The organism is Streptomyces sp. R33 (assembly GCF_041200175.1).
Lineage (GTDB): Bacteria > Actinomycetota > Actinomycetes > Streptomycetales > Streptomycetaceae > Streptomyces > Streptomyces katrae_B.
In genome coordinates, this window is record NZ_CP165727.1 from 6,499,932 (window position 1) to 6,512,717 (window position 12,786).

The following is a 12,786-nucleotide window of genomic DNA, read 5'->3' on the forward strand; positions in this document are numbered from 1 at the left end:
ATACCGGGTGCCGCCCTGAGGCGCATGGGGGTGCTGGGGTTGCTATGCCAGCGGCCCTCAGTAGGCGCTGTTGACGTTGTCGATCGAGCCGTAGCGGTCGGCGGCGTAGTTGGCCGCGGCGACGATGTTGGCGACCGGGTGGTACTGGTCCAGCGGGGTGCCGGGGACGTGGTACGCGAGGAAGGTCGGCTTGATGACCTGGAGCAGACCCTTCGAGGGCACACCGTTCTGGGCGTTGATGTCCCAGTTGTTGATCGCCCGCGGGTTGCCGCTCGACTCGCGCATGATGTTCTTGTACAGGCCGTTGTACGTGCCCGGAATCTTGTGCGCCTTCATGATCGCCAGCGACTCCTTGATCCAGCCGTCAAGGTTGTTCGCGTAGACCGGCTTGCGGACGGTGGAGCGGCTGGCGGCCGCCTTCGCCTCGCGGTCCTTCTTCGCCTTGGCTGCGGCCTCGGCGTCGGCCTTCGCCTTCGCGGCGGCGGCGGCCTTGGCCTTCACCGCGGCCTCGAGCTTCGCGGCGTCCGTGGCCAGCTTGGACTGCATGGAAAGGTGCTGCACGGTCTTGGCCTGGACACCCTCGACGGCCTGGGTCCACGCCACGGGGGCAGCGGCCACGGTCGTACCGGCGTCGGCGGTGCCGGCGGGGACGAGGGTGGCGGCCAGGGCGGCGGCGCCGATGGTGGCAACGGCGGCGAAGGACATCTTGTGCGCCTTCGTCAGACGACGAATCTGGCCGGGGGTGCTGGTCTTGGACATGCGTAGCAACCTCTTCGAATAGCGGGAGCCGCAGGCAAGCACCGTTCGGATCCGGGATCCGCGGTGCTGTGCGACGGGAGCAATTCTTAGCGGCGGCAAAATCTTGTGGCAAAGGTGTGACGTACGATCCCGCTTAGTGGATCAGGGGGCGCCGACGAGCCCGGAATTCCGGGCCGCACGCTAGGCGCAGCAGTGCTTACAACGTCTTCACACGTCCACTAGGCGTCTTCGTAAGTGACGTGGGTCCTATGCGCGGGCTCACATCGGCCACGTAACAGTCTCACCATGCGTTGCTCAAGCAATGCGTTGTGTAACGGAATTCTCCACCCTGAGGACCACAAACCCCCGCCGCCCCTCATCCCCAAGGCCCAGAAGGCCCCGGCGACCCCCTCCCCAAGGAGGACGACACACCGCCCCCAGCCCTAGGGCCTGAGCCCGATCCCGCAGGTCAGAGCCGCTAGTACGGTGAGCCCATGACCGGTAGTCCCGTGTTCGGAGGACCCCGCGGCGGCCTCGCCGCCGTGAGCACCGCGCTGCTCGCCATGAGCCGCCGCCTGGAGGTCCGCGACGTCCTGCGCACCATCGTCGTCTCGGCCCGCGAGCTGCTCGACGCCGAGTACGCCGCCCTGGGCGTCCCGGACGACCACGGCGGCTTCGCCCAGTTCGTCGTGGACGGCATCACCGAGGAGCAGTGGCGCCGCATCGGCCCGCTGCCCCGCCAGCACGGCATCCTGGCCGCGATGCTCCACCAGGACGGCCCCGAGCGGCTGGCCGACGTGCGCAAGGACCCGCGCTTCGAGGGCTGGCCCACCGCCCACCCCGAGATGTCCGACTTCCTCGGACAGCCCGTCCGCGACGGCGAGGAGACCCTCGCCGCCCTTTTCCTCGCGAACAAACGCAGACCGGGCGGCTTCACCGAGGAGGACGAGGAGCTCCTCGCCCTCCTCGCCCAGCACGCGGCGATCGCCCTCACCAACGCACGGCTCTACGAGCGCAGCCGCGAGCTCACCATCGCCGAGGAGCGCTCCCGCCTCGCCCACGAGCTGCACGACGCCGTGGCCCAGAAGCTCTTCTCGCTCCGCCTGACCGCCCAGGCCGCCGCCGCCCTCGTGGACCGCGACCCGGCCCGAGCCAAGGGCGAGCTCCAGCAGGTCGCCGCCCTCGCCGCGGAGGCCGCCGACGAGCTGCGCGCCGCCGTGACCGAGCTGCGCCCGGCCGCCCTCGACGAGGACGGCCTCGTCGCCACCCTCCGCGACCAGGTCCACGTACTCGACCGCGCCCACACCGCGCACGTCACCTTCGCCTGTGACGGCGTACGGGCCCTGCCGGCGACCCAGGAGGAGGCGCTGCTCCGGGTCGCCCAGGAGGCCCTCCACAACGCCCTGCGGCACTCGGGCGGCGACCGCGTCGAGGTCACCCTCGCCCGCCGGGCCGCGGGAGCCGTCCTGACCGTCACGGACAACGGAAGCGGCTTCTCCCCTTCCTCGATCCGCTCGGCCGGGCGCCACCTCGGCCTCGTCTCCATGCGGGACCGGGCGAGCGGCGTCGGCGGCCGCCTCACCGTGCACTCGGAGCCCGGTACGGGCACCACGATCGAGATGGAGGTCCCCGGTGGCTGACACGCCCATCCGCGTCCTGCTCGTGGACGACCACCAGGTGGTCCGCCGCGGCCTGCGCACGTTCCTGGAGGTCCAGGACGACATCGAGGTGGTCGGGGAGGCCGCCGACGGAGAGGAGGGCGTGGCCCGCGCGGAGGAGCTGCGGCCCGACGTGATCCTGATGGACATCAAGATGCCGGGCACCGACGGCATCGAGGCCCTGCGCAGGCTGCGCGCGCTGGCGAACCCGGCGAGGGTGCTGATCGTCACCAGCTTCACCGAGCAGCGGACGGTCGTGCCCGCCCTGCGGGGCGGCGCCTGCGGATACGTCTACAAGGACATCGACCCCGACGCCCTGGCCGGGGCGATCCGCTCCGTCCACGCCGGGCACGTGCTGCTCCAGCCGGAGGTGGCCGAAGCCCTGCTCTCCCAGGACGAACAGCCCTCCTCGAGCCGCGGCGGCTCCCTGACCGAGCGGGAGCGGGAGGTCCTGTCCCTCATCGCGGACGGCCGCTCCAACCGCGAGATCGCCCGTGCGCTGGTGCTGTCCGAGAAGACGGTCAAGACGCACGTCTCGAACATCCTGATGAAGCTGGACCTCGCAGACCGCACCCAGGCGGCGTTGTGGGCGGTCAGGCACGGGATCACCGACTGAACCGGGCCGGACCGGGACGGAAACGGACCGTCCAGCTCCGATCACGAATTCATACGGTCGGGTGGATGTCGCCCACATGGCGTATCCCGTTCGTCGGATGACCGTTCTTCATGACGTGCCACGGCGGCTGGCCGCGGCAGACGTACTGGAGGACGAAGAACGTGAAGAACATCAAGAAGGCGACTGCCGTCACCATGATCGCGGGCGGCCTCCTTGCCGCGGGCGCCGGCGTCTCCTCGGCGCACGGCGGCGCGTCGGCCGAGGGCGAGGCCGCGGGCTCGCCCGGCGTCGTCTCCGGAAACCTGATCCAGGCCCCCGTCCACGTCCCGGTGAACGTGGTCGGCAACACCGTCACGGTGATCGGCCTGCTGAACGGCGCCTGGGGCAACACGGGCGTCAACGCCTGACCCCCCTGCACCGGCCCCGCTTCCCCCACCTCTCCCCGGGAAGCGGGGCCGCGGTGCGTTCAGCCCCGCTCGCGCTCCTCCACCGCCGAGTTGTACGCCGCCACCAGCGCCCGACGGGCCACCCGCTCCACCGGACGCAGCGCCTCCGCCCTCGCCGCCATCTCCGAGGCGGCCACCGCACCGCCCGGCCCGTGCTCGTACGCCAGCGACACCAGCAGGTCCACCCGCTGCGCCAGCGACAGCACCCGCACCGCCCGCGCCGGATACCCCGGCGCCAGCACCTCCCGCCCGGCCTCCGCCCGCGCCCGGTACGCCGACAGCGCAGCCTCCGCCACCGGCCCCGACCCCGCCACGTCCAGCCGGGTCAGCACCACCGTCGCCTCGCGCAGCGCCTCCGCCAGCTCCCGCTCCGCCTCACCGAGCGACGGCACGTCCGCCGGCGGGGCCTCCCGGACCGGCAGGCAGTGCCACGTCACCGAGACGTGCAGGTCCCCCTCCGGTCCGGCCTCCGCCACCTCCGGCACCAGACCCAGCGCCGCGCCCACCGCGAGCACCGCCTCCTCGGCGTCCAGCGCCCGCGCATTGAACTCCGCCGGCCCGCTCAGCCCCAGCGGATGCCCCGGCGCCGGCAGCGCCACCCGCAGCCCCGTCACCCCCAGCGCCCGCATCCGCCCGAGCGCCAGCGTGAGGCCCACCGGACCCGACTCGCCCGGCAGCCCCTCCACCCGGTGCACGGCGTCCTCGCCCACGATCGACAACACGGCCTCGTCGGGCGAGACCAGTCCGGCCAGCAGTGCGTTCCCCCAGGCGGCCAGCCGCCCTGAACGTGGTTCGAAAAGCATTCCCCCACTTTACGGATCATCCCGGATCCGGCCCCGCGGCCCACCTGGCGCCCGGACCCCTCGCCGAGTGGCGTAGGTTTTCCCCTGGGGCTGCGCCTACCGGTGCACAGACGAAACCGAGACTGCAAGGGGAGACAACACGCTCATGAGCGATGTTCTGGAGCTGGTGGACGTATCCGTGGTCCGCGAGGGCCGGGCTCTGGTGGACCAGGTCTCCTGGTCGGTGAAGGAGGGCGAGCGCTGGGTGATCCTCGGCCCCAACGGCGCCGGCAAGACCACGCTGCTGAACCTCGCCTCCAGCTACCTCTTCCCCACCAAGGGCTCCGCCACCATCCTCGGCAGCACCCTCGGCAAGCCCGGCAGCGACGTCTTCGAGCTGCGCCCGCGCATCGGCGTCGCAGGCATCGCGCTCGCCGACAAGCTCCCCAAGCGCCAGACCGTCCTGCAGACCGTCCTCACCGCCGCGTACGGCATGACGGCGACCTGGCAGGAGGAGTACGAGGAGATCGACGAGCAGCGCGCCCGCGCCTTCCTCGACCGCCTCGGCATGACGGAGTACCTCGACCGGAAGTTCGGCACCCTCTCCGAGGGCGAGCGCAAGCGCACCCTGATCGCCCGCGCCCTGATGACCGACCCCGAGCTGCTCCTTCTCGACGAGCCCGCCGCGGGTCTGGACCTCGGCGGCCGCGAGGACCTCGTACGCCGCCTCGGCCGCCTCGCCCGCGACCCGCTCGCGCCGTCCATGGCGATGGTCACGCACCACGTCGAGGAGATCGCCCCCGGCTTCACCCACGTCCTGATGATCCGCCAGGGCAAGGTCGTCACCGCGGGCCCCATCGAACTCGAGCTGACCTCCCGCAACCTGTCCCTCTGCTTCGGCCTCCCGCTCGTCGTCGAGCGCAACGACCACGACCGCTGGACCGCCCAGGGCCTCCCGCTGCGCTAGGACCTCCCGCTGCGCCGGGGGCGTCCGCCCGAGCCCGGGCAGGCACCGCCGGTACGGGCACGGTCGCACCCTGTCCCGACCGCGCCCGCCCGACCTACCATGACCATGTGGACATCGACGCGTGGCTGTGGTGGCTCATCGGCGCGGTCGGACTGGGCATCCCGCTCGTCCTGACGGCGATGCCGGAGTTCGGCATGTTCGCCGTCGGCGCGGTCGCGGCCGCCGTCACGGCGGCGTTCGGCGGGGGAGTCGTCGCCCAAGTCCTGGTCTTCGTCATCGTCTCGGTGGCGCTCATCGCCGTCGTCCGCTCGATCGCGAACCACCACCGCGAGCAGCGGCCCCAACACCGCACCGGAATCGACGCGTTGAAGGGCAGAAGCGCGCTCGTCCTCGTCTCGGTGGCGCTCATCGCCGTCGTCCGCTCGATCGCGAACCACCACCGCGAGCAGCGGCCCCAACACCGCACCGGAATCGACGCGTTGAAGGGCAGAAGCGCGCTCGTCCTCGAACGCGTCGACGGCAGCGGAGGCCGGATCAAACTTGCCGGCGAGATCTGGTCCGCCCGCACCCTCGACGCGGACAGCAGCTTCGAACCCGGCCAGCAGGTGGACGTCGTGGAGATCGACGGTGCCACCGCGGTCGTGATGTGAGCTTGTGAGCCAAGGAGCCGACCCGCGGCGGCGAGGTCTGCGAGACTCGCCCAACGGGGCAGCACAGACAGCCGGAAGGGCACGGGGAACCGCATGCAACCGATCATCATCGTCCTGATCATTCTGGTGGTTCTGGTCTTCATCGCACTGGTCAAGACGATCCAGGTGATCCCGCAGGCCAGCGCCGCCATCGTCGAACGCTTCGGCCGCTACACGCGCACCCTCAACGCGGGCCTCAACATCGTCGTCCCGTTCATCGACTCGATCCGCAACCGCATCGACCTGCGCGAGCAGGTCGTGCCGTTCCCGCCGCAGCCGGTCATCACCCAGGACAACCTGGTCGTCAACATCGACACGGTCATCTACTACCAGGTGACCGACGCCCGCGCCGCGACGTACGAGGTCGCCAGCTACATCCAGGCCATCGAGCAGCTCACCGTCACCACCCTGCGCAACATCATCGGCGGCATGGACCTCGAGCGGACGCTGACCTCCCGCGAGGAGATCAACGCGGCCCTGCGCGGAGTCCTCGACGAGGCCACCGGCAAGTGGGGCATCCGCGTCAACCGCGTCGAGCTCAAGGCGATCGAGCCGCCGACCTCCATCCAGGACTCGATGGAGAAGCAGATGCGCGCCGACCGCGACAAGCGCGCCGCGATCCTCCAGGCCGAAGGTGTCCGCCAGTCCGAGATCCTGCGCGCCGAGGGCGAGAAGCAGTCCTCCATCCTGCGCGCCGAGGGTGAGGCCAAGGCCGCGGCCCTGCGCGCCGAGGGCGAGGCGCAGGCCATCCGTACGGTCTTCGAGTCCATCCACGCCGGCGACGCCGACCAGAAGCTCCTCGCCTACCAGTACCTCCAGATGCTCCCGAAGATCGCCGAAGGCGACGCCAACAAGCTCTGGATCGTGCCCAGCGAGATCGGAGACGCGCTCAAGGGCCTGTCCGGAGCCATGGGCAATTTCGGCCCCATGGGCGGCGGTTCCGGCTTCAACCCGCAGAACGCCGGCAAGCCCGCCGGAGTCGACGGGACCGGTGCCGGCAGCGGCGCGAACGGCACGGACCGGCGCGAGCAGCCCCCGATCGACTGACCCCCCGACCGCTGCGGACCGGCATCCCCTCCTGCATGATCAGTGAGGCCCCTCGACCTTCATGGCGGGGAGGCGACTCACTCATGCAAAGGGGATGGCCCAGTCCATGTCCATGTCCATCTGGGAATCAGCAGCGGTGTTCGCGGCCGGCATCGGCGCCGGCACCATCAACACCATCGTCGGCTCCGGCACGCTCATCACCTTCCCGGTGCTGCTCGCCACCGGACTCCCGCCGGTCACCGCCAACGTGTCCAACACCCTCGGCCTGGTGCCCGGTTCCATCAGCGGGGCCATCGGCTACCGCAAGGAACTCCAGGGCCAGCGCGGCCGCATCATCCGGCTCGGCGCCGTCTCCCTCGTCGGGGGACTCGCGGGCGCCGTCCTGCTCGTCACCCTGCCGTCGGACTCGTTCGACACGATCGTGCCCGTCCTCATCGGACTCGCCCTCGTGCTCGTCATCCTCCAGCCCCGGCTCGCCGCGGCCCTGCGCAAGCGCCAGGAAGCCGCCGGAGGAGACACCGGACACCCCGACGGCGGCCCCGCCCTGCTCTCCGGAATGCTGCTCTCCAGCGCGTACGGGGGCTACTTCGGCGCCGCGCAAGGCGTGCTCTACATCGGCCTGATGGGCCTGCTGCTCCACGAGGACCTGCAACGCATCAACGCAGTCAAGAACGTCATCGCCGCCCTCGTGAACGGCATCGCGGCCGTCTTCTTCCTCTTCGTCGCGGACTTCGACTGGACGGCCGTGCTCCTGATCGCCGTCGGCTCCACCCTCGGCGGCCAGGTCGGCGCCAAGGTCGGCCGCCGGCTGTCGCCGACCGTGCTCCGCGCGGTCATCGTGACCGTCGGCGTCATCGCGATCGTCCAGCTGCTGCTGCGCTGAGCGACGTAGCGCCTCTACGCCGCCCAGCGCCCCGGCGATCATGCGGCGGAACCAGCCGGACCGGCCGTACTAGGCGGTCCGCTCCAGCCAGTCGGGCAGCGCATCGCGGCCCCCCACCCCCAGGGCCAGCAGCATGGCGTCCGCCGGAGACGGTACGAACGGCTTCCGCAGGAGCGGCATCCCCGCCTCCTCCGGAGTCCGGGCCGCCTTGCGGTGATTGTCCTCGGCACAGGAGGCCACCGTGTTCAACCACGTGTCCCCACCGCCCTGGGCCCGAGGCAGCACGTGGTCCACGGTCGTCGCGCGCTTCCCGCAGTACGCGCACCGGTGCTGGTCCCGGACCAGCACCCCCCTCCGTGACCAGGGGGCATGTCTTCGGAACGGCACCCGTACGTACCGGCACAGCCTGATCACCCGGGGCAGCGGAAGATCCATGGAGGCGCCGCGCACACGGAGTTCCGGATGCGACTGCTCGACGACGGCCTTGTCCTGGAGCACGAGGACCACCGCCCGGTTCAGCGTCACCGTCGACAGCGGCTCGAAGCTCGCATTCAGCACCAGCGTGTCCCGCATCTCGCCCACCTCCCGTGTGCAGGCCCGCAACCACACCGGCGGCAGGGCCCGCAACCACTCTGGCCGCGCGCGCCACGCGGGACAACGCAATAAAAATGCCCGGTCCTGGTCGCCTTTAGACCAGGACCGGGCAAACGCACGGCGAACGATCAGCTCGCAGGACCCTCGTACTCACCGATCAGCTGCGCCCGACCCAACGCGTGGAAGCGCAGGTTGAATCCGACCACCGCCGGCGAGGCGTCCGCACCGGGGCCCAGCTTCTCCTGGTCCACCGCATAGACGGTGAACACGTACCGGTGCCGCTCACCGGCCGGCGGAGCAGCCCCGCCGAAGTCGCTCGTGCCGTAGTCGTTCCGTACGTGCACGGCCCCGGCGGGCAGACCCTCGAACTTCCCGCTCCCCGCCCCGGCCGGCAGCTCGGTGACCGAGGCCGGCAGATCGAAGAGCACCCAGTGCCAGAACCCGCTGCCCGTCGGGGCGTCCGGGTCGAAGCACGTCACCGCGAAGCTCTTCGTCCCCTCCGGGAACCCCTCCCACCGCAGGTGCGGCGAGATGTTCCCGCCCCGCAGGACCTGGGCGTCACCCAGTTCCCCACCGGGCTCGAGGTCCACGCTCTCCACGGAGAACGCGTGCACCTGAGGGTGGAAGTCGTGCGGAAGAGGTGCCCTTTTCTGCTCGGCCACTGCTGAACCTCCTGATCGCGAACCAGTACCGGACCGGTACCGGGCCCGAGCCTAGAACCAGTTGCGCTGCGAACCCACGGACGCGATCCACTGGTTGAGGTAAGCCGCCCAGTCGGTCTCCTGGTACGACTGCAGACCCACCTGGAAGCAGCGGTACGTGTCACTGCCCTCGGAGAACAGCCCGGACTTCTTGTCCATCTCCAGGACGACGTCCATCTCACGGCCGTCCGAGACGAAGGTCAGCTCGACCTGGTTCAGCCCGCGGTACTGCGACGGCGGCAGGAACTCGATCTCCTGGTAGAACGGCAGCGTCTGGCGCGTCCCGCGGATGTGCCCGCGCTCCATGTCCGCACTGCGGAAACCGAAGCCGAGCTGACGGAAGGCATCCAGGATCGCCTGCTGCGCCGGCACCGGGTGCACGTTGATCGGGTCGAGGTCGCCGGCGTCCACCGCACGCGCGATCTCCAGCTCGGTGCTGACCCCGATGTTCATCCCGTGCAGGTGCTGACCCCCGAAGTGGGTGATCGGCGTCTCCCACGGGATCTCCAGCCCGAACGGCACCACGTGCAGGGCGCCCGGCTGGACCTGGAAGGCACCGCCGAGGCGCTGCTTGGTGAAGACGATGTCCTGCTTGTACTCCTGGTCGCCGCCCTCCACCTCGACCCGCGCCTGCAGGCCGACGGACAGGCCCTCGATCTGCTGCTCCACGGACCCGCCCTGGATGCGGACCTCGCCCTGGACGATCCCGCCCGGCACCACGTTCGGCTCGGTGATGACCGTGTCCACCGAAGCACCGCCGGCACCCAGCGCCGCGAACAGCTTCTTGAACCCCATGCTCTGACTCCCCTTGAAGGCTCGTGCGACTACCGCTTACGAGTACACACTGACAAACGCGGAACCTTAGGCCCCGGTTGCAGGCGCGCGCGTTCCACTACGCTCGACCGGATGAGCGCGCGCCCCGACCGTACGCCCCTGGCCCGGTCCTTCTTCGACCGGCCGGTCCTGACGGTGGCCCCGGACCTCCTCGGCCGGATCCTGGTCCGCCGTACGCCCGAGGGCCCCATGGAACTGCGCATCACGGAGGTGGAGGCGTACGAGGGCGAGGCCGACCCGGGCTCCCACGCCTACCGGGGGCGTACCCTGCGCAACGCGTCGATGTTCGGTCCGCCCGGACATGCGTACGTCTACTTCATCTACGGCATGTGGTTCAGCCTCAACCTGGTGTGCGGCCCGCCGGGCCACGCGAGCGGGGTACTGCTGCGGGCGGGTGAGATCACCGTGGGCGCCGACCTGGCCCGCAAACGTCGAGTTTCCGCCAGAAGCGACAAGGAACTGGCCAAAGGCCCGGCCCGCCTGGCCACGGCCCTGGCGGTGGACCGCTCCCTGGACGGCGCCGACCTCTGCGCCGGCCCGGAATCCCCCCTGGCACTCCTGACGGGCACCGCCACCTCACCCGACCTGGTGAGCAACGGCCCGCGCACGGGAGTCGGCGGAGCCGGCGCGGGCCACCCCTACCGCTACTGGATCACCCACGACCCGACGGTGAGCCCGTATCGCGCCCACGCGCCACGCCGCCGCTCAACTTGACTCGCCCTTGGCGGACGCCTAACGTAGCCCGAGCCGCTTGAACGGGGCACTGCCATCAGCAGACCCCCGGAGCGGCCAACCCACTACCTACGACGTACCCCTGGCGGGGTCGATTTCGGCATGCCCGAATTCGAATCCGTTGGCTCGATTATGAGTCGCAAGGGATAAGCGCTAAAGTAGTGGAACGCCGAAAGGCAAAGGCCCCCAACGGCCACCGGAATTCAAATCCAAGTCGGAAACGACAACGGAAATGATCTGGTAGAGTTGGAAACGAAGAACGAAGCCCGGAGGAAAGCCCGAGAGGGTGAGTACAAAGGAAGCGTCCGTTCCTTGAGAACTCAACAGCGTGCCAAAAATCAACGCCAGAAGTTGATACCCCGTCCACTTCGGTGGATGAGGTTCCTTTGAAAAAGACCTGTGAGGTCGCCTTCGGGTGATGCTTGCAGGCAACAACACAGCGAGGACGCAGTGGTCAGTCGGTCATATTCCGACCATGACTGGCCCGCTCAACGTGTGTGTGCACCGGATTACCGGTAAACATTCATGGAGAGTTTGATCCTGGCTCAGGACGAACGCTGGCGGCGTGCTTAACACATGCAAGTCGAACGATGAAGCCCTTCGGGGTGGATTAGTGGCGAACGGGTGAGTAACACGTGGGCAATCTGCCCTTCACTCTGGGACAAGCCCTGGAAACGGGGTCTAATACCGGATAATACTCCTGCCTGCATGGGCGGGGGTTGAAAGCTCCGGCGGTGAAGGATGAGCCCGCGGCCTATCAGCTTGTTGGTGGGGTAATGGCCCACCAAGGCGACGACGGGTAGCCGGCCTGAGAGGGCGACCGGCCACACTGGGACTGAGACACGGCCCAGACTCCTACGGGAGGCAGCAGTGGGGAATATTGCACAATGGGCGAAAGCCTGATGCAGCGACGCCGCGTGAGGGATGACGGCCTTCGGGTTGTAAACCTCTTTCAGCAGGGAAGAAGCGAAAGTGACGGTACCTGCAGAAGAAGCGCCGGCTAACTACGTGCCAGCAGCCGCGGTAATACGTAGGGCGCAAGCGTTGTCCGGAATTATTGGGCGTAAAGAGCTCGTAGGCGGCTTGTCACGTCGGATGTGAAAGCCCGAGGCTTAACCTCGGGTCTGCATTCGATACGGGCTAGCTAGAGTGTGGTAGGGGAGATCGGAATTCCTGGTGTAGCGGTGAAATGCGCAGATATCAGGAGGAACACCGGTGGCGAAGGCGGATCTCTGGGCCATTACTGACGCTGAGGAGCGAAAGCGTGGGGAGCGAACAGGATTAGATACCCTGGTAGTCCACGCCGTAAACGTTGGGAACTAGGTGTTGGCGACATTCCACGTCGTCGGTGCCGCAGCTAACGCATTAAGTTCCCCGCCTGGGGAGTACGGCCGCAAGGCTAAAACTCAAAGGAATTGACGGGGGCCCGCACAAGCGGCGGAGCATGTGGCTTAATTCGACGCAACGCGAAGAACCTTACCAAGGCTTGACATATACCGGAAAGCATTAGAGATAGTGCCCCCCTTGTGGTCGGTATACAGGTGGTGCATGGCTGTCGTCAGCTCGTGTCGTGAGATGTTGGGTTAAGTCCCGCAACGAGCGCAACCCTTGTCCTGTGTTGCCAGCATGCCCTTCGGGGTGATGGGGACTCACAGGAGACCGCCGGGGTCAACTCGGAGGAAGGTGGGGACGACGTCAAGTCATCATGCCCCTTATGTCTTGGGCTGCACACGTGCTACAATGGCCGGTACAATGAGCTGCGATACCGTGAGGTGGAGCGAATCTCAAAAAGCCGGTCTCAGTTCGGATTGGGGTCTGCAACTCGACCCCATGAAGTCGGAGTCGCTAGTAATCGCAGATCAGCATTGCTGCGGTGAATACGTTCCCGGGCCTTGTACACACCGCCCGTCACGTCACGAAAGTCGGTAACACCCGAAGCCGGTGGCCCAACCCGTAAGGGAGGGAGCTGTCGAAGGTGGGACTGGCGATTGGGACGAAGTCGTAACAAGGTAGCCGTACCGGAAGGTGCGGCTGGATCACCTCCTTTCTAAGGAGCACAGTACCGATTGCAGACAAACGTTCTGCACGGTCAGCTCATG

13 protein-coding genes and 1 rRNA gene are annotated in these 12,786 nt (G+C 68.5%); 9 read left to right on the forward strand and 5 right to left on the reverse strand.

The window, feature by feature from the left end; all coding sequences use genetic code 11:
* Window positions 1-57: 57 nt before the first annotated feature.
* Window positions 58-759: a transglycosylase SLT domain-containing protein gene (locus tag AB5J51_RS29915; RefSeq protein WP_053790998.1), complete on the reverse strand. Its 702-nt coding sequence runs from the start codon at window positions 757-759 to the stop codon at window positions 58-60.
* A gap of 488 nt (window positions 760-1,247) precedes the next feature.
* Here AB5J51_RS29915 and AB5J51_RS29920 point away from each other — a divergent pair, with 488 nt between their 5' ends.
* The 3 genes from AB5J51_RS29920 to AB5J51_RS29930 all read left to right on the forward strand — a co-directional run bounded on the left by AB5J51_RS29920 (window position 1,248) and on the right by AB5J51_RS29930 (window position 3,419).
* Window positions 1,248-2,378, forward strand: coding sequence for a GAF domain-containing sensor histidine kinase (locus AB5J51_RS29920; RefSeq protein ID WP_133899900.1), 1,131 nt, complete (start codon window positions 1,248-1,250; stop codon window positions 2,376-2,378).
* Window positions 2,371-3,012: a response regulator transcription factor gene (locus AB5J51_RS29925; RefSeq protein ID WP_053791000.1), complete on the forward strand. Its 642-nt coding sequence runs from the start codon at window positions 2,371-2,373 to the stop codon at window positions 3,010-3,012. Before AB5J51_RS29920 ends, AB5J51_RS29925 begins: the two co-directional genes overlap by 8 nt.
* A 161-nt stretch (window positions 3,013-3,173) precedes the next feature.
* Window positions 3,174-3,419, forward strand: a complete 246-nt coding sequence (locus tag AB5J51_RS29930; protein ID WP_053791007.1) for a chaplin — start codon at window positions 3,174-3,176, stop codon at window positions 3,417-3,419.
* Between the two features lie 59 nt (window positions 3,420-3,478).
* Here AB5J51_RS29930 and AB5J51_RS29935 read toward each other — a convergent pair whose 3' ends face one another.
* Window positions 3,479-4,261, reverse strand: a complete 783-nt coding sequence (locus AB5J51_RS29935; RefSeq protein ID WP_136227122.1) for a hypothetical protein — start codon at window positions 4,259-4,261, stop codon at window positions 3,479-3,481.
* A 145-nt stretch (window positions 4,262-4,406) separates the two neighbouring features.
* Here AB5J51_RS29935 and AB5J51_RS29940 point away from each other — a divergent pair, with 145 nt between their 5' ends.
* The 4 genes from AB5J51_RS29940 (at window position 4,407) to AB5J51_RS29955 (ending at window position 7,826) form a co-directional block, all read left to right on the forward strand.
* Window positions 4,407-5,207, forward strand: coding sequence for an ABC transporter ATP-binding protein (locus tag AB5J51_RS29940; RefSeq protein ID WP_136227123.1), 801 nt, complete (start codon window positions 4,407-4,409; stop codon window positions 5,205-5,207).
* Window positions 5,208-5,314: 107 nt separating this feature from the next.
* Window positions 5,315-5,857: an NfeD family protein gene (locus AB5J51_RS29945; RefSeq protein ID WP_369779073.1), complete on the forward strand. Its 543-nt coding sequence runs from the start codon at window positions 5,315-5,317 to the stop codon at window positions 5,855-5,857.
* Window positions 5,858-5,950: 93 nt separating this feature from the next.
* Window positions 5,951-6,943, forward strand: a complete 993-nt coding sequence (locus AB5J51_RS29950) for an SPFH domain-containing protein (protein WP_053791003.1) — start codon at window positions 5,951-5,953, stop codon at window positions 6,941-6,943.
* A 112-nt stretch (window positions 6,944-7,055) separates the two neighbouring features.
* Window positions 7,056-7,826, forward strand: coding sequence for a sulfite exporter TauE/SafE family protein (locus AB5J51_RS29955; RefSeq protein ID WP_053791008.1), 771 nt, complete (start codon window positions 7,056-7,058; stop codon window positions 7,824-7,826).
* Between the two features lie 69 nt (window positions 7,827-7,895).
* On the opposite strand, the gene AB5J51_RS29960 is transcribed toward AB5J51_RS29955, so the two are convergent.
* The 3 genes from AB5J51_RS29960 to AB5J51_RS29970 all read right to left on the reverse strand — a co-directional run bounded on the left by AB5J51_RS29960 (window position 7,896) and on the right by AB5J51_RS29970 (window position 9,916).
* The gene (locus tag AB5J51_RS29960; protein WP_030300613.1) at window positions 7,896-8,399 is read right to left on the reverse strand and encodes an HNH endonuclease; all 504 of its coding nucleotides are present in this window, start codon (window positions 8,397-8,399) and stop codon (window positions 7,896-7,898) included.
* Window positions 8,400-8,548: 149 nt separating this feature from the next.
* The gene (locus AB5J51_RS29965; RefSeq protein WP_053791004.1) at window positions 8,549-9,082 is read right to left on the reverse strand and encodes a YbhB/YbcL family Raf kinase inhibitor-like protein; all 534 of its coding nucleotides are present in this window, start codon (window positions 9,080-9,082) and stop codon (window positions 8,549-8,551) included.
* Window positions 9,083-9,133: 51 nt separating this feature from the next.
* Window positions 9,134-9,916 (reverse strand): sporulation protein, encoded by a 783-nt coding sequence (locus tag AB5J51_RS29970; protein WP_053791005.1) that lies wholly within the window; start codon window positions 9,914-9,916, stop codon window positions 9,134-9,136.
* A 111-nt stretch (window positions 9,917-10,027) separates the two neighbouring features.
* On the opposite strand from AB5J51_RS29970, the gene AB5J51_RS29975 reads away from it, so the two are divergent.
* Both AB5J51_RS29975 and AB5J51_RS29980 read left to right on the forward strand, forming a co-directional pair.
* Window positions 10,028-10,669, forward strand: a complete 642-nt coding sequence (locus AB5J51_RS29975) for a DNA-3-methyladenine glycosylase (protein WP_053791006.1) — start codon at window positions 10,028-10,030, stop codon at window positions 10,667-10,669.
* A 540-nt stretch (window positions 10,670-11,209) separates the two neighbouring features.
* Window positions 11,210-12,734 (forward strand): 16S ribosomal RNA (locus AB5J51_RS29980).
* Window positions 12,735-12,786: the final 52 nt, after the last annotated feature.

What these genes read in the sequence shown, in the direction of transcription:
- AB5J51_RS29915 (WP_053790998.1), bottom strand. Translation starts at nt 759, where the DNA reads ATGTCCAAGACCAGCACCCCCGGCCAGATTCGTCGTCTGACGAAGGCG.
- AB5J51_RS29935 (WP_136227122.1), bottom strand. Translation starts at nt 4,261, where the DNA reads ATGCTTTTCGAACCACGTTCAGGGCGGCTGGCCGCCTGGGGGAACGCA.
- AB5J51_RS29940 (WP_136227123.1), top strand. Translation starts at nt 4,407, where the DNA reads ATGAGCGATGTTCTGGAGCTGGTGGACGTATCCGTGGTCCGCGAGGGC.
- AB5J51_RS29950 (WP_053791003.1), top strand. Translation starts at nt 5,951, where the DNA reads ATGCAACCGATCATCATCGTCCTGATCATTCTGGTGGTTCTGGTCTTC.
- AB5J51_RS29955 (WP_053791008.1), top strand. Translation starts at nt 7,056, where the DNA reads ATGTCCATCTGGGAATCAGCAGCGGTGTTCGCGGCCGGCATCGGCGCC.
- AB5J51_RS29960 (WP_030300613.1), bottom strand. Translation starts at nt 8,399, where the DNA reads ATGCGGGACACGCTGGTGCTGAATGCGAGCTTCGAGCCGCTGTCGACG.
- AB5J51_RS29970 (WP_053791005.1), bottom strand. Translation starts at nt 9,916, where the DNA reads ATGGGGTTCAAGAAGCTGTTCGCGGCGCTGGGTGCCGGCGGTGCTTCG.
- AB5J51_RS29975 (WP_053791006.1), top strand. Translation starts at nt 10,028, where the DNA reads ATGAGCGCGCGCCCCGACCGTACGCCCCTGGCCCGGTCCTTCTTCGAC.